The sequence below is a fragment of the Micromonospora sp. M71_S20 genome (assembly GCF_003664255.1).
In the GTDB taxonomy this organism is placed as follows: Bacteria; Actinomycetota; Actinomycetes; order Mycobacteriales; family Micromonosporaceae; genus Micromonospora.
This window is the reverse complement of record NZ_RCCV01000003.1, coordinates 142,353-158,016: the sequence shown is the minus strand read 5'-3', so window position 1 is coordinate 158,016 and position 15,664 is coordinate 142,353. Positions and strand designations below refer to the sequence as shown.

The window sequence follows — 15,664 nt, the reverse complement described above, 5'->3', positions numbered from 1 at the left end:
GTAGTCGACCGTCTCGTGGCAGAGGGAGGATCGGACAGTCGGTTATCCGCCAGTTCCGTTACGTCTCCCGGAGCGTGATCGCCGAGCTGTCCGGGCGACTACCGGGCGATGAGCAGCAGCAGCGCCCGCCCACCCAGCACGTACGTGGTGGAGGCGCCACCGATGAGGGCCTCGCTGCCGGGGCTGGCCACCTGGTCGGGTCCTTCGGCCCAGGTGGAGGTGTCGGTGACCCGGTACCACTGCTTGCCCGAGGGCGGGGCGGGCAGGGTGAATGTCACGTTGCCGGACCAGCCGTTGTAGGCGGCGTAGAGACCCGAGTCGCCGAACTCGCTGCCGTCGATGCGCCAGGCCAGCGCGTGGTTGTTCGCGTTGCCCCAGTACGCACCGTCCGGTGACGTGCCTGCCGGGGTGAACCACTCGAGCTGGCCCAGTCCGTTGCCGTTGGTGTCGGCGGCGGTGTAGAAGTTCGCCGGTCGCAGGGCGGGATGTGCCTTGCGGAAGGCGAGCAGCCGGCTGGTGAAGGCGGCAAAGGTCGTCTGGTCGGCGTCCGGGGTCCAGTCCAGCCAGTTCGCGCTGGAGTCCAGGTTGTAGGGGTTGTTGTTGCAGTTGGTGGTGCGCAGGTACTCGTCGCCGCCGGTCATCATCGGGGTGCCCGCCGACAGCATGAGGAACGCGTGGCCGTTGCGGGCCGCCCTGCGTTGGTCGGCGGCCACGCCGCCCTGGTCCCAGGAGATGTTGTCGTCGGAGCCGCCGTCGGACGGACCGTACGGCCATGGTTGGTTGTTGTTCTTGCTGTTGCAGGCGTAGAGGTCCCGCAGGGTGAACCCGTCGTGGGCGACCACGAAGTTGACCGAGTTCCACGGGCGCCTGCCGTCGTCGCCGTAGAGGTCGGACGACCCGGCGAACCGGTCGGCGAGGTTGGCCGGGGTGACCGCGTCGACGCCCATCTTGTTCTGGTCGCGGCGCAGGGTGTCACGGTAGATGCCGTTCCATTCCGACCAGCCGGTCGGGAAGTTGCCGACCTGGTAGCTGTTGCCGCCGATGGCCCACGGTTCGGCGATCCAGTCGACACCGGGCCCACCGCCGGCCGGGCGCGCGGGCATCTCGGCGACCAGGCGGTTCAGGGCGGTGCCGGAATTGGTGCGGCTGTAGTTGAAGCAGCCGTGCTGGCAGGTGTTGCCCAGCACGGACGCCAGGTCGAACCGGAAGCCGTCGACGCCGAGCGTGTCCTTCCAGTAGGCGACGGAGTCGACGATGAGGTTCTGCGCGGCGGGGTTGAAGGTGTTGTAGTTGCCGCCGACGCCGGTGTTGTCCCAAGGGCTCTGCCGGTCGCCGGTCAGCGAGTAGTAGGTGGAGTTGTCCAGGCCGCGCCAGGAGAACACGTTGTAGGTGTTCTTGTCGCCCTGTGGCCCGTCCTCGCCGGTGTGGTTGTAGACCACGTCCACGAGCACCTTGATCCCGGCGTCGTGGAACGCCTTCACCATCGCCTTGAACTCGGCGGTGGGACCGCCGGGGGACTTGTCGTAGGCGTAGCGCCGGTCGGGGGCGAAGTAGTTCAGGGTCATGTAACCCCAGTAGTTGTCGCCGGCGGTGCTGGTGGGGTCGACGTCGTGGGTGTCGTTCTGCGTTTCCTGAAGGGGCAGGAACTCCACCGCCGTCACACCCAGCGACGCGAGGTAGGGGGCCTTGAGTCCGGCACCCCGGTAGGTGCCGCGGTACGCCGACGCGATCGTGGGGTCGTTCCTGGTCAGTCCGCGCACGTGCACCTCGTACACGATGTCGTCCTTGAACGCCCGGGTGGGTTTGGTGCCGACTCCCCCGGCCGTCGGCTTGAGGACGATGCCCTTGGGGGCGAACGTGCCGGTGTCGACCGCGCGGTTGGCGCCGCTTCGGTAGCCGGCCACGTCGGGACGGCTCGGGGTCTGCGGGTCGTGGCTGATCTCCCGCGCATACGGGTCGATCAGCAGCTTGTTGGGGTTGAACCGGTTGCCGGCGGAGTCGACGTCGGAGACGAATCCCGCCGTCGAGCCCTTCGTCCAGCCGGCGTGCCACGGCCAGTTCGGCCCCCAGGCGCGGTAGCCGTAGTAGACCGTGCCGGTGATGCCGAGGCCGTTCAGTTCGGCGACGCTGACCGTCCTGGCGAAGATGCCGCCGTTGCCGGTCAGCACGTAGCTGACCCGTTCCTGCGCGCCGGTGGCGGCGCTGTAGAGGTAGAGCGCGATGCGGGTGGCCGTCGCCGAGCGGACGCGGAAGGTGATGTCGCTGGCGGCCCCGTTGTAGCGTGCGCCCAGCGCCTGCCCGTCGATCGTGGCCTGGGCCGCCGGTGCGGTGACCAGGCCCGAGGACAGTACGCCGGTCAGGCCGACCAGCATCGCGACGAGCAGGGCGAGACGTCGTGGTGCGGGTCGGGTGGTCGTCCTCGGCTCCGTGGCCACGGTGGGCGGCTTGGAGCGCGACTGGGGATTCATGCGAAAGACCTCCTCGCGGGGGCGGGGGCGTGGGGCGAGGAGGTCGGCAGCGGGCCCGTCCACCGACCATCGATCAATGCAAGTCCTTGCAATGTTTCCAGGACGCTACCATCCACGAACATCAAAGTGAACGGACTCAATGCCCGACGTGCCGGCGGAGCGGGCGGACAAGCGGGGTGCCGTGCCGCCTGGAAGGCGTTGCAGGGCCGGCAAGAAGTCGACCTACCGGGGACGCCCGACCCGATGCTTCAGTCCCACTACCGCGATACCGGTGGGCGGGCGGGACTCGAACCCGCGACCGAGGGATTATGAGATCAAGATGGGCGATCCGTCGACCTGGGCACATGGTGGTCTAGCAGCGGAAACGCCTCTCGGCATCTCTCACCACTCCCCCGCTGTCCGTCGCCCTCTTGCGGACCAGGTGCGGACTGCACCGCCTAGACTCCACCCCTCGGCGATCGTAGGCTCGTTTCGTGGTGTCAGTGATCGAGACGGTGAGGCTTGTTGTCGTTGTCGCGATCCTGCTGCCCCTTTTGGTGCTCATGGTGATCGCTCTGTTTAAGCCACGAAACTCCCGGTCCGAAGACGGGCCACCTGATCTGCTTCACCCTCCGCCGGACGGGGGCGCTGGTGGCGATGCAGGCGGCGGCGGGAACTAGATTTTTCACGCGAGCGTCCCTCGCTCCTGCTGCCACACGGCGGGCGGGCTGCGGTGGGGCGAGCTGGCAGCGCTTCGGGTCCGCCGGGTGGACCTGGTTAAACGTCGGCTGCTGGTGGCGGAGTCGGTGACCGAGGTCAACGGCCGGGCGGTGTTCGGTACGCCGAAGACGCACCAACGGCGGTCGGTGCCGCTCCCCCGGTTCCTGGTCGAGCCGATCGCCGCGCAGATCACCGGCCGTTCCGGTGACGAGCTGGTGTTCACCTCCCCGGCCGGCGAGGTGCTGCGCAACAACAACTTCCGTCGCCGCGTCTTCGATCGGGCTGCGGAGTCGATCGGTCTCGCCGGCCTGACCCCGCACGAGCTGCGGCACACGGCGGCCAGTCTCGCGGTGGCCGAGGGCGCCAACGTGAAAGCGGTGCAGCGGATGCTCGGGCACGCCTCGGCGGCGATGACGCTGGACGTGTACGCGGACCTCTTCGAGGACGACCTGGACCAGGTGGCGGACCGCCTCGACCGGGCGGCGGGCCGTGCCGCTGCGGACTCAGTGCGGACTGCGGGCGTCGGTCCGGATCTCGATGCGGTGCGCCCAGATCGTCGGCAGCATGGTTGAGCAGGGCGTTTGCCTGGTGGGGCGGGCGGGACTCGAACCCGCGACCGAGGGATTATGAGTCCCCTGCTCTAACCGGCTGAGCTACCGCCCCAATACCGCGCCGGATCTTATCCCGCCCGGTGGATCACCGGCCAGCACGAAACGGCGCCGTCGCTCATCGGCGTCGCCGGCGTAGCAGCACGATGGGCAACGCGAGGATAACAGTGAGCAGCCATCCCACCGCGATGACGCCCCACAGCCAGCCCTCGTCGCTCTCGGCGGTCTCGGTGATGAACATGCCGAGGGTCAGCAGGAAGGTTCCCCCGCCGATCACCAGCGCGGCGAGGCCGCTGACGACCATCAGCGGGATCTCCCACCAGGAGCGCTTCACCGGCTCCCGCCGTGCGGAGCCGGAGCCGGCTGTCGCGGCCCGTGGCTGCGGGATGCGTGCCGGGTCGCGGGCCGGCATGACCACCTGCCGGTCGGCCGGCACCTGGGAGTCGATCACCCGGATCGCGCCGGGGTGCAGGTCGAACATGGTCGGTTCGATCCGCATCGAGATGGCGTCCTCGCCGATGAGCTGCCGGGCGCCGTCGGGCCAGGCGAGCATGAGGGCGCATTCGGCGTACCTCACCGTGAGCGGGCCGCCGTGGCCGAGCCAGCTCACGCCGTCCACGCCGACGTGCAGCTCGCCGTCGCCCTCCTTCTCCTGGTAGGGAGTGCCGGCGACCGTGTCGGCCGAGCGGGTGGGCGCCGCGGCGAAGCCGGCCCAGTCGGCCCGGTGCCCCTCGGGCACCATCAGCAGCGCCCCGTCCAGCGCCTCGCGGGCCACCTCGTGCACGTCGTCCGTGCTGACGGCCTTCAGCTCGGCCCGGTGCTCGTCGACCGTGAGGTTGCGCTCCCCGGTGAGCACGTTGAAGGCGTACGACGGCAGCCGCGCCGCGTCCACCTCGGCGGTGCCGAGGAAGTCCTCCCGTTTCGCCACGACGGCGTCGAGGTCGGCCTGTTCGATCCGGCCGACCCGGAGCTTGGCGAGCGTGTCGACGAAGCCGCCGAGCACGGCGTCCTGCTTCTCCGGCAGCGCGTCGGCCAGCGCCCGCAGCGTCGCGTGGCCGTCGCCGCGCGGCTCGTAGCCCGCCGTCGTCTGGTAGGAGAGCCCGCCGTCCTGGCGCAGCGCCCGGTACAGCTCGCGCTCCAGCACCCCGGCGAAGACGCTCGCGGCGGTCCGGCGCCGCACGACGGCGTCCAGCACCACCGCCCGCGACCCGCCGACGAAGTACGCGGGGGTCTGCGGCAGCGCCGACGACGCCGCCGGCACCGGCTGCCGTACGCCCGGGGGCAGCGTCAGGCGCAGCCCGGCGGGGACGGCCTTCCCGGCGATCCAGAGCACCGCGTTCTCCCGGGTGAACCAGCGGGCGGCCCACTGCCGCAGGTCGTCGGCGGTGAGCGCGGAGAGCCCCCACTCCGGGTAGCTGGTGATGCCGAAGTCGCGGGCGCCGTGCCGCCACAGCGGGATGTCGTCGACGGCGGCCGTGCCCCGGCTGCTGTGCTCGGTGCGCAGGATCTCCTTCTCCACGTCCAGCCGGCCGGTCGGCAGCTCGGTCAGGTTGGCGCAGACCGAGGTGAGGAAGGTGGCGATGTCCTGCGCGGAGCCCTGCATGTGGAACGTGGTGAACACCGGCGCGGTGGCGCCGTTGACGTGGTAGTCGGCCAGCCCGAGGGGGGCCAGGGCGAGGTGTTCCAGCAGGTGGGTGATGCCGCTGCGGGCCAGCGTCTCGTCGGCGGTGCCGACCCGGAAGGTCAGCCCGGCGCGCATCGGCCCGCCGGTGGGGGCGAGCAGCGTGGGCACCCCGTCCACGTCCAGTTCCTGGATCATGACTGCCCACCCTTCGCGTACGCCTTGTCGCGGAACCGCTGGAACTGCCTGGTCGCGTCGCCGTCGACGTAGCCGAACATCGCCTCGTCGCCGAGCGGCCCCATGGCCGCGAACTGCTGGGCCGCCGCCGGGTATTCGTCCATCAGGCAGAAGGCCATCGCGAAGACGCTGCGCACCCAGACCCAGCCCCAGCCGTTGCGGAACTCGGGGTGCCAGACCGACCGCTGCGCCGCCTGGTGGATCTCGCGCTGCACGTGCCCGGCCCGCAGGTGGGCGCTCGCCTCGCGGAGGTTGTCGTGGTCGAGCGCCTCCTCCAGGTGGGCCTCGACCACCAGCACCGCGTTCGGGGCGCCGGGCGGGGCGGCGTCGGCGCACTCCCGGGCGAAGCCGTGTGCCCGCTCCCAGGTGCCGCTCCACTTCGGGCAGAACTGTTGCAGCAGCGAGGCCTGGGCCGGCAGGTGGTGCGGGTGGTGCTTGGCGAGCTGGTCGTAGCGGCGGCGCGCCTCCGCCTGGCCGAGCTCCAGTCCGCGCGCGTTGGTGATCCGCTGCGTCCACGCCGCCGCGTCGTCCGGGTGCCGGGCGGTGACCTCGATGAGCACCTGCTCGGCGCGCCGCAGATGAGCGTGGAACTCGGCGAACTGCTGCCGGCTGACGTGCTGGGCGCGGTAGGACGAACGGATCCGCCAGCCGGCCCGGATCAGGTGGGCCCCGAGCAGGGCGCCGGCGAGCGCGTCGTCGGGCCGCTGGGCCAGCACCCCACGGAGAAACTCCTCGATGTCCGCGGTCTCACCGGCCTCGCCGACGAGGAAGGTCCGGCCGTGCGGGTCCTGCCCGTCGACGAACGCGCGCAGGGCCGGCCAGTCGCGCGCCGCGAGGGCCGCGCGCACCTGACCGACCTGGGGGTACGCCGCCGCGGCGTCGAGGTTGGGCGGCGGAAGGGGTGCGGGCATGGCGAGGAGCATAAGTGATCATCAACGGGGCGTGACCCTCCGTTCAGCCGGTACGCAGCTCCGACAGGACGGCCCCGGCGGCCCGCCAGCCGCTGGCGAGGGCGCCCTGGATGGAGGGGCTGTCGCGGTGGTCCCCGGCCACGAACAGGCCCTCCCCCAGCGCCACCGGCTTGCGCAACCGCCCCTGCGGCGGGGGCGCGGCCGGTAGCGCGTCGGGAATGGACACCGTGGTCAGGTGGGTCCAGTCCGCCGTGGACCGGCCGTAGAGCCGGGTGAGTTCCGCCCGCACCGTCGGCTCGGGCGGGGCCGACGGACCGACCACGGAGGTGGCGACCAGGTGCCGACCGTCCGGCGCGTACGTGGGCGCGGCCCTGCTGACCACCACCGTGTTGGCGACGATCTCCCGCCGGTCCCCGTCGACGAGCAGGATCGGCTCGTCGAGCGGCGGCTCCTGCGTGCTGTGGTAGTAGGTCGTGTAGCTGTGGGTGCGTACCGCCGGCAGGCCCGGCAGCAGCGTGGTCGCCGCCGGCGGGTCCACGGCGACCACGACGGCGCGGCAGCGCAGGTCGCCGGCCTGGGTGCGGACCCGGCCGGGCGCGACCTCGGCGACCGGGGTGTCCAGGTCGATCAGCTCCGCCGGGAGCGGGTCGGCGACGGCGTGGGGCAGCGCGGCCATCCCCTCGGCGGGCAGGCCGATCCGGCCCCGGGCGAAGGAGCGCAGCACCATCGCCAGCACGTGGCTGGAGGTCTCCAGTTCCCGGTCGACGAGGACGCCGGAGAGGAACGGCCGCAGCAGTTCCTCGATGATCGCGTCGGAGAGCCCGGCGCGGCGCAGCGCGGCCTCGGTGCTGGTCTCCGGGGCGGCGAGCAGCCGTCCCTTCGGCAGGGTGGCGCAGCCCGTGGCGAGCGCGGCGAACCGTAGCCGGTCGAGCAGGGAGCCGACGCCGGCCAGCGCGGTGCCGGGCGCACCGGTGGGTTCGCGCAGCGGGTTCACCAGTCGGGCCAGCCGGTCGCCCCTGCGCACCAGCACGCCGGACGTGAAGTGTCCGAGGCGCAGCCGGTCGACGTCCAGCAGGGCGCCGAGCCGTGGGTACGCGGTGTTGAGCACCTGGAAGCCCCGGTCCAGCAGGTAGCCGTCGACCGCGTCGGTGGCGACCCGGCCGCCGAGCCGGCCGCCGGCCTCCAGCAGCCGCCACGGCACACCCGCCCGGTGCAGCCGCCGGGCCGCGGCGAGCCCGGCCAGGCCGCCGCCGACCACGATGACGTCGGTCTCCGCGAGCATCTCGCACCTCCCGCTCTCCGTCCGCCGGGACAGCCGGCCCGGCCACCCACCCTGTGAATCGACGCACCAATCGACGCAGCGGGAGTCTAGGTCGACATCGACCATCCTGCCGGGCGAGCGGCCCGGGGGTGGGCGAAACAGGCCGTCCCGCACCCGCCGGGCACGACCACCGTCACGACGGACACGGGCGGCGGTCGGCGGACGGCGAGCACGGCGACACACGACGGCAGTGCGGCGGCGGGACGGCGCGGAAGCAGCAGCGGCGCCCGCCGGTGGCGGTGGCAGCGGCGGCGGGAACGGCGAACGCCCGCCGGCATGGCCGGCGGGCGTTCGGTGTGTAAAGCTCCCCCGTTTGGACTCGAACCAAAAACCTGCCGGTTAACAGCCGGCTGCTCTGCCAATTGAGCTACGGGGGACCGTTGCGTCGTCCGGCGCCGATCTCGCTGCGCCGTGCGACGGGGACAAGAGTACAGGATTCCGGGGGGTGTTGGTCCAGGGGGTTACCCCATGGATCGGCACCCGGACGACACGACAATAAACCCGGACAAATCGTCATCCCGGCACAAGGAGGTATGAGCGGAGAGCAGGATGGGTAGTTAGCTGCAGACAGAGAAGGCAGGCGCGACTTGGTCGCCTCCGGCGGGGGTACCCGTCGGTCGACGGCGCGTCAGGTACGGAAGGAGCCGCCATGCGCGGAAAGATGATGTTCCTTGGCGGGCTGGCTGCGGGATTCGTCCTGGGCGCCCGTGCCGGTCGGGAAAAGTACGAGGAGCTGGTGATCCGGGGCCGCAAGGTGCTCGACCACCCGACCGTCCAGGAGGCGGCCGGTGTCGCGCAGGCCCAGGCGACCCGCCTCTACAGCGAGGGCAAGGACAAGCTCGGCCAGTCGAAGCTGGGCGAGAAGCTGAGCACCAACGGGCACAAGCAGGAGCTGACCGCCGCCGACGACGCGTTCGCCGGCACGCCGGCCACTGCCGGCGCGAAGAGCTCCACCGGGTCGTCGAGCACGACCTCGGCCCCCGGGTCGACGTCGACCACCGCCACGCCCCGTAGCAAGCCGTCCAGCTCGGGCACCAACGGCAGCACCCTCTGATCGCACCTTCGAACGGGCCGGTCACCTTCGGGCGACCGGCCCGTTCGTGTGCGGGCGCTCGACGTCGGCCCGCTCGGATGCGGCCCGGGCCGGTCAGTCCTTGCTGGTGAACGCGGCGTCGAAGGCCGCCGCCGGGGCGTCGAAGGCGAGCCGGCGGACGAACTGCAACGCCTCCGGGGCGCCGACGAGGCGGTCCATCCCGGCGTCCTCCCACTCGATCGAGATCGGGCCGGCGTAGCCGATCGCGTTCAGCGCCCGGAAGCAGTCCTCCCAGGGCACGTCGCCGTGGCCGGTGGAGACGAAGTCCCAGCCGCGCCGCATGTCCGCCCACGGCAGGTGCGAGGCGAGCCGGCCCCGCCGCCCGTCCCCGGTGCGCACCTTCGCGTCCTTGCAGTCGACGTGGTAGATCCGGTCGGCGAAGTCGAAGATGAAGTTCACCGGGTCCAGTTCCTGCCAGACGAAGTGCGACGGGTCCCAGTTCAGCCCGAACGCGGGCCGGTGCCCGACCGCCTCCAGCGTCCGCTTCGTCGTCCAGTAGTCGTACGCGATCTCGCTCGGGTGCACCTCGTGGGCGAAGCGCACACCCGCCTCGTCGAAGACGTCCAGGATCGGGTTCCACCGGTCGGCGAAGTCCTGGTAGCCGCGCTCGATCATCGACGGCGGCACCGGCGGGAACATCGCCAGCGTGTGCCAGATCGACGAGCCGGTGAAGCCGACGACGGTGTCCACCCCCAGCTTCGCCGCCGCCCGGGCGGTGTCCTTGATCTCCTCGGCGGCGCGGCGGCGTACCCCCTCGGGCTCGCCGTCGCCCCAGATCCGGGCGGGCAGGATGCCCTGGTGCCGCTCGTCGATCGGGTGGTCGCAGACGGCCTGGCCGACCAGGTGGTTGGAGATCGCGAAGACCTTCAGGTTGTGCTTGGCCAGCGTCTCGCGCTTCCGCTCGACGTACGACTCGTCCGCGAGCGCCTTGTCGACCTCGAAGTGGTCACCCCAGCAGGCGATCTCCAGCCCGTCGTAGCCCCACTCGGAGGCGAGGCGGCAGACCTCGTCGAACGGAAGATCGGCCCACTGGCCGGTGAAGAGCGTGATGGGTCGCGCCATGGTGCTTCTCCCCTGTGCTGATGGGGGATTCCGTGAGTGCGTGACCGGGGCGAGGTGACCGGCCGGGCCGGTGCGGCGGCGGGCCACGGCGGGACACCGGTGGGTGCGCGTGCGCACCTGGACCCGGCCGGGTTGCGCCTCCCGCCGGTCACCGGCAACCGCCACGGTCGCCGCCACCACTCTAGAACCGCCGGGCCCACCACGAAAGCCCTCGCCCCTCCCCGCGATCCTGGGCTGTCCGCACGGTCCGCGGCCTTGCTGCGGGCATCGGGCGCGGACGGCGGGATCGCGGGGAGGAGCGGAGGGTCAGCGGATCAGGGCAGGGTCCACTTCTGGTTGGCGCCGGTGTGGCACGTCCACAGGTGCACGGCCTGACCGTCGGCCGGGTTGTTGCCCGAGACGTCCAGGCACTTGCCGGTCTGCGGGTTCTTCAGGGTGCCGTCCGCCTGCGCCGACCAGTTCTGCGCACCCGTGCCGTTGCACGTCCACAACTGGATCTTCGTTCCGTCGGCCGAGGCGCCCCCGGAGATGTCCAGGCACTTGCCCAGCGCCTTCACGGTCGAGTTCGGCGTCACCGTCCACGTCTGCGCCGCGGAGCCGTTGCAGGTCTGGATCTGGATCTGGGTGCCGTCGGCCGTGGCGCCGTTGCGTACGTCCAGGCACTTGCCGCCCAGGCCGCGGATCGGGCCGACGCCGCCGCTGCCGCCGGACCTGACCAGGGTGAAGTCGTCCACGTCGAAGAGCCCCGTGCCCGACCCGGCGAAGGTGAGGTAGAGGTCCCGGGTGCCGGACGGCACCCCGGAGAGGGTGGTCGTGACGTCGGCGAAGGTGCTCCAGCCACCCGTGTTCGGCACCGCCACCGAGCCGAGCACGGTGCCGGTCGTGGAGCCGGTACGCACCTGGATGGTGCCGCCCGGCCCGCCGGAGACCACCCGCGCCCGCAGCGACGTCACGCCGGTCAGGTCGGCCCCGGCGTACGCGGCCCAGTCGCCCGGGTCGATGTGGCCGAGGGTCTGCCCGCCGTTGGCGCCGGCCTTGGCGAACGGTGCGACCCCGCCGGCCGAGCTGAACGCCTCCGCCTGGACGGTGGTGTTCCCGCCCGGCGGGTTGACGCCGAGTTCCTTGATCCGGATGTTGCGGAACGAGGCGTCGTCGCCGGTGCCGTGGTTCTGGAGCCCGATGTGGCCGGCGAGCGAGCGGACCGGGTCCGTGTTGGTGAAGTCGTTGATCTTCACCCCGTTCAGGAAGACCTGGAGGCGCTCGCCCTCGACGAGCAGCTCGTAGGTGTTCCACTCCCCCGGCGGGTTCAGCGCCGCGTCCCGGGCGGCGACGTCGGCGGACTTGAAGGTGTAGACCGCGCCGGTGGTGCGGTCGGTCGCGTCGGTGGCGTCGATCTGGACCTCGTAGCCGTTGTTCACGGCCGACCAGGGGTCGCTGGAGGCGGGGAACCCGATGAAGACGCCGGAGTTGTCGTCGCCGGCGAGCCGCCAGTCCAGCTTGAGCGAGTAGTTGGTGAACTGCTTCGCGCTGTACCAGTAGAGGCCCATCCCGCCGACCGAGGTCAGGGTGGCGTCGGCGTTGCTGAAGCTGCCCGGCCCGGCCTGGGACCAGCCGGTGGTCGCGCCGTTGTAGAGCGCGGTGTAGCCGGTCTCGGCCCGGCAGTCGGCCTTCGCCCGGCCGGCCGCGTACCGGATGCCGCCGAGCAGGTGGGCGCGGAACGCCGGCTCGGCGTACGACGCCTGGGTGTGCCCTCCGCCGGTGTAGAAGGACCGGCCGCCGCTGTAGGTCTTGCACCAGGAGTGCGGGTGGTCGGCGCCCATCGAGCCGCCCGTGTAGGACGACTCGTCGAGGGTGGCCAGCACCCGGGCGGTGGAGCGGGCGTTGGTCTGGTAGTTGTACCACTCGTCGGTGCGGGTCCAGGTCTGCGGCAGGTGCGCGGTCGCCGCGTGCGCCCGGTTCTCCGCCTTGACGTTCGCCTGCTGGATGTGCGGGTGCGAGGCGAAGTACGCCCCGACCAGGTTGCCGTAGAAGGACCAGCCGTACTCGGTGTCGGCGGCGGCGTGCACGCCGACGTACCCGCCGCCAGCGCCGATGTACGACTCGAAGGCGCTCTGCTGCGCGCCGTCGAGCACGTCGCCGGTGGTGTTGAGGAAGACCACGGCCTCGAAGCGGGACAGGTTGGCGGTGGTGAACTGGGCGGCGTCCTCGGTGGCGGTGACGGTGAAGTTGTTGGCCGCGCCGAGGTCGCGGATCGCCTGGGTGCCCACCGCGATGGAGTCGTGCCGGAAGCCGGCGGTCTTCGAGAAGACCAGCACGTCGTACGGGGCGTCGGCGGCGCTGGCCGGGGTGGCCGGGGTGGTGCAGGCGAGGACGGCGAGGACGGCGGTGGCCGCGCCGAGGAGGGGTCGGAGGAGTCTGCGCATGTCGCTCTCCAATGCCGGGGGTGTTCAGGGGCCTGCCGGAGCGGGGAGGGGCGCGACGCCCCTCCCCGCCTCAGCTCAGGGCAGGGTCCACTTCTGGTTGGCGCCGGTGTGGCACGTCCACAGGTGCACGGCCTGACCGTCGGCCGGGTTGTTGCCCGAGACGTCCAGGCACTTGCCGGTCTGCGGGTTCTTCAGGGTGCCGTCCGCCTGCGCCGACCAGTTCTGCGCGCCGGTGCCGTTGCAGCCGTAGAGCTGGATCTTCGTCCCGTCGGCCGACGCGCCGCCGGAGATGTCCAGGCACTTGCCCAGCGCCTTCACGGTCGAGTTCGGCGTCACCGTCCACGTCTGCGCCGCGGAGCCGTTGCAGCCGTAGATCTGGATCTGCGTGCCGTCGGCGGTGGCCGCGTTGCGTACGTCCAGGCACTTGCCGCCGAGCCCGACGACCGGGCCGGTGCGGACCGCCGACCCGGTGGTGAAGGCGAACGTGTCCACGTCGTAGAGCGCGCCGGTGCCCGTGCCGGCGAACGTGAGGTAGAGCGTGCCGGTGCTGGCCGGCGCCCCGGAGATGCTGCCGCTGACCGTGGTGAACGCGTCCCAGGCGCCGGTGACCGGGACGGTCGCGGAGCCGAGCACGGTGCCCGTGGGCGAGCCGACCCGCACCTGGAGGGTGCCGCCGGCGCCGGCCGAGGAGACCCGGGCGCTGAACGAGGTCGCGTTGTCGATCCGGTACGGCTCGAACGCGATCCAGTCGCCGTTGTTGATGTCACCGACGGTCTTGCCGCCCTCGGCGGTGCCCTTGTCGAAGATCCCGACGCCGGAGGAGGTCTTGAAGTGCTCCGCCTGGCGCTTGCGCGGCTGGAGGGTGTGCTGCTTGTGCGTGGTCAGCCCGCCCGCGTCGGTGTACTCGGCGTCGAAGATGGCGAAGATGTTCGCCGCGTCGTCGTGTTCACCGTCGACCGGGATGGTGATCGAGCCCGAGCAGCCGTTCTTCGAGGTGATCTGGTGGCCGTGGTTGTCGTGGCCCAGCACGTAGGTCATCTTGACCTTGGTGCAGTCGATGGCGGCGTCCTCGGGGTCGGTCACCGTGATGCTGAACGGCACGGTGTCGCCGTAGCTGAACAGCTTGCCGTTGGCCGGGCTGTTGATGGTGACCGTGGGCGCGGTGTTGCCGACGCCGATCTGCACGTTCGCCGTGCCGGTGGCGCCCTGCGGATCGCGTACGGTCAGCGTGACCCGGTAGGTGCCGTTGGCGGTGTACGTCTTGCTGGGGTTGGCCGCCGTCGAGCTGGTGCCGTCGCCGAAAGCCCAGGAGTACGTGAGCGCCCCGCCGTCGGGGTCGCTGGACCCGGCCGAGGAGAAGTTCACGGTCAGCGGGGCCGTGCCCGAGGTCTTGTCGGCCGTGGCGACGGCGGTCGGCGCCCGGTTGCCGCCGGCGATGTAGTCGTAGCGGTAGAGCGCCGAGTTGGCGTCGCCGTTGAAGTACCCGGTGCCGTAGTCGAGGATGTAGAGCGCGCCCTCGGGCCCGAACGCCATGTCCATGATCTGCTTGCCGTTCCACGGGAACGTGTCGATGGTTCCCGGGCTACCGTCGGCGTTGAGGTGGATCGGCTTGACCCAGCCCCGGCCGAGTTCGCCGGCGAAGAACTGCCCGTCGAAGGACTGCGGGAACTTGGTGGTGGAGTTCAGCGCGGCGTCGTACCGGTAGACGGGGCCGCCCATCGGCGACTCGGAGCCACCGCCGAACTCGGGCGGGGTGCCGGCGTCGCCGGCGTACCGGATCCAGGCCGGCTTCGCCCCGGGCAGGGTGGGCAGACCGGTGTTGCGGAAGGAGTTGTTGGTCGGCCCGCCGGAGCAGTTGTACTTCGCCCCGCCGGTCCCGGCGGCGAAGTCCCACTCGGCGTACGTCTCGGTGGCGGTGTTGGTGCCGGTGCAGTACGGCCAGCCGTAGTTGCCGGGCCCGGTGACCCGGTTGAACTCCACCTGGCCGCTCGGCCCCCGGGCGCTGGTGGTGCCGGCGTCCGGGCCGTAGTCGCCGACGTAGACGATGCCGGTGGCGCGGTCCACGCTCATCCGGAACGGGTTGCGGAAGCCCATCGCGTAGATCTCGGGACGGGTCCTCGCGTCCGAGTCGACGAACATGTTGCCCGCCGGGATCGAGTACGTGCCGTTGGCGTTCACCTTGATCCGCAGGATCTTGCCGCGCAGGTCGTTGGTGTTGGCCGCGCTGCGCTGCGCGTCGTACGCGGGGTTGCGGTTGGTGCGCTCGTCGATGGGCGCGTACCCGGCCGAGTCGAACGGGTTGGTGTCGTCGCCGGTGGAGAGGTAGAGGTTGCCGGCGGCGTCGAAGTCGATGTCGCCCCCGACGTGGCAGCACATGCCCCGGTCGGCGGGCACGTCGAGGATGTCGACCTTGCTGGCGGTGTTGATCGTGAAGTCGGCGTTGAGGGTGAACCGGGAGAGGCGGTTGACGCCCTGCCAGGCCGAGAAGTCGCTGCCGGTCGCCGGCGCGTCGCCGGCCGGGGTGGCCAGCGGCGGCGCGTAGTAGAGGTAGATGTGCCGGTTGCTGGCGAAGTTCGGGTCGGCCCCGACGCCCTGCAACCCCTCCTCGTCGTGGGTGTAGACCGGCAGCGTGCCGATCACGGAGGTGGTGCCGGCCGAGTCCGTACGCCGGACGGTGCCGTTGCGGGCGGTGTGCAGGACCGACCGGTCCGGCAGCACCGCGATCGTCATGGGCTCGCCCACCTCGGCGACGCCCTTGGCGAGGGTGACCTGCTGGAAGTCGGTGCCGACGATGGGGTGGGCCTGGGCCGGGGTGGGGCCGCCCAGCGGGGCCGGGCCGGCGCCGAGGGCGACCGAGCCGGCGGTGGCGACCAGCAGCAGCGCCGAGCCGGCGGAGAACCGCCGTCGGAGCCGTTGGGTGGGGGCGTCCTGGGTGGACATGGGTGTGCCGTCCCTTCCTGACGAGTGACTGCCAGGGCGGGCGCGCGCCGTCGCGCCGGATGCCGTAGCGGGGGATGCGGTCGGCCCGCCGGGGTGTCGTGCCCGGCCGGCCGTGACCTGCGAGGGATGGAGTGGACCCCATCGATCGGAGGTCACCAGTCGATGGGTTCCCGCGCCGCCGGTTCACCTCGACGAAACAGATTCGTGATGGCCCGACATTAAATGGCAGACATCGATGTGTCCATACCTTCCGCCGGTTCGGCACCAACTTTCGTCGATCC

At 71.4% G+C, this 15,664-nt stretch carries 9 protein-coding genes and 2 tRNA genes; 2 read left to right on the top strand and 9 right to left on the bottom strand.

The window, feature by feature from the left end; translation table 11 throughout:
- Positions 1-98: 98 nt before the first annotated feature.
- Positions 99-2,468: a glycogen-debranching protein gene (locus DER29_RS25910; protein WP_199729550.1), complete on the bottom strand. Its 2,370-nt coding sequence runs from the start codon at positions 2,466-2,468 to the stop codon at positions 99-101.
- Positions 2,469-3,127: 659 nt separating this feature from the next.
- On the opposite strand from DER29_RS25910, the gene DER29_RS25905 reads away from it, so the two are divergent.
- Positions 3,128-3,739: a site-specific integrase gene (locus DER29_RS25905; RefSeq protein WP_121400291.1), complete on the top strand. Its 612-nt coding sequence runs from the start codon at positions 3,128-3,130 to the stop codon at positions 3,737-3,739.
- Positions 3,740-3,753: 14 nt separating this feature from the next.
- Here the strand turns inward: DER29_RS25905 and DER29_RS25900 are convergent.
- From DER29_RS25900 to DER29_RS25880, 5 genes are all read right to left on the bottom strand, one after another.
- Positions 3,754-3,830, bottom strand: a tRNA-Ile gene (locus tag DER29_RS25900).
- Between the two features lie 63 nt (positions 3,831-3,893).
- On the bottom strand, positions 3,894-5,594 hold the full coding sequence (locus tag DER29_RS25895; protein ID WP_121400290.1) for a pitrilysin family protein: 1,701 nt from the start codon (positions 5,592-5,594) through the stop codon (positions 3,894-3,896).
- Positions 5,591-6,544 carry a hypothetical protein gene (locus DER29_RS25890; RefSeq protein WP_121400880.1) on the bottom strand — a complete coding sequence of 318 codons (954 nt, stop codon included), beginning with the start codon at positions 6,542-6,544 and terminating at the stop codon, positions 5,591-5,593. The genes DER29_RS25895 and DER29_RS25890 overlap by 4 nt, the downstream gene beginning before the upstream one ends.
- Positions 6,545-6,587: 43 nt before the next feature.
- On the bottom strand, positions 6,588-7,826 hold the full coding sequence (locus DER29_RS25885; protein ID WP_121400289.1) for an NAD(P)/FAD-dependent oxidoreductase: 1,239 nt from the start codon (positions 7,824-7,826) through the stop codon (positions 6,588-6,590).
- Between the two features lie 343 nt (positions 7,827-8,169).
- A tRNA-Asn gene (locus DER29_RS25880) sits at positions 8,170-8,242 on the bottom strand.
- Positions 8,243-8,514: 272 nt separating this feature from the next.
- Here DER29_RS25880 and DER29_RS25875 point away from each other — a divergent pair.
- The gene (locus tag DER29_RS25875) at positions 8,515-8,919 is read left to right on the top strand and encodes a hypothetical protein (protein ID WP_121400288.1); all 405 of its coding nucleotides are present in this window, start codon (positions 8,515-8,517) and stop codon (positions 8,917-8,919) included.
- A 93-nt stretch (positions 8,920-9,012) separates the two neighbouring features.
- Here the strand turns inward: DER29_RS25875 and DER29_RS25870 are convergent, their stop codons facing one another.
- From DER29_RS25870 to DER29_RS25860, 3 genes are all read right to left on the bottom strand, one after another.
- The gene (locus DER29_RS25870; RefSeq protein WP_121400287.1) at positions 9,013-10,020 is read right to left on the bottom strand and encodes a sugar phosphate isomerase/epimerase; all 1,008 of its coding nucleotides are present in this window, start codon (positions 10,018-10,020) and stop codon (positions 9,013-9,015) included.
- 314 nt (positions 10,021-10,334) lie between these two features.
- Positions 10,335-12,443 carry a ThuA domain-containing protein gene (locus DER29_RS25865; protein WP_121400286.1) on the bottom strand — a complete coding sequence of 703 codons (2,109 nt, stop codon included), beginning with the start codon at positions 12,441-12,443 and terminating at the stop codon, positions 10,335-10,337.
- Between the two features lie 75 nt (positions 12,444-12,518).
- The gene (locus DER29_RS25860) at positions 12,519-15,383 is read right to left on the bottom strand and encodes a PQQ-dependent sugar dehydrogenase (protein ID WP_121400285.1); all 2,865 of its coding nucleotides are present in this window, start codon (positions 15,381-15,383) and stop codon (positions 12,519-12,521) included.
- Positions 15,384-15,664 lie beyond the last annotated feature (281 nt).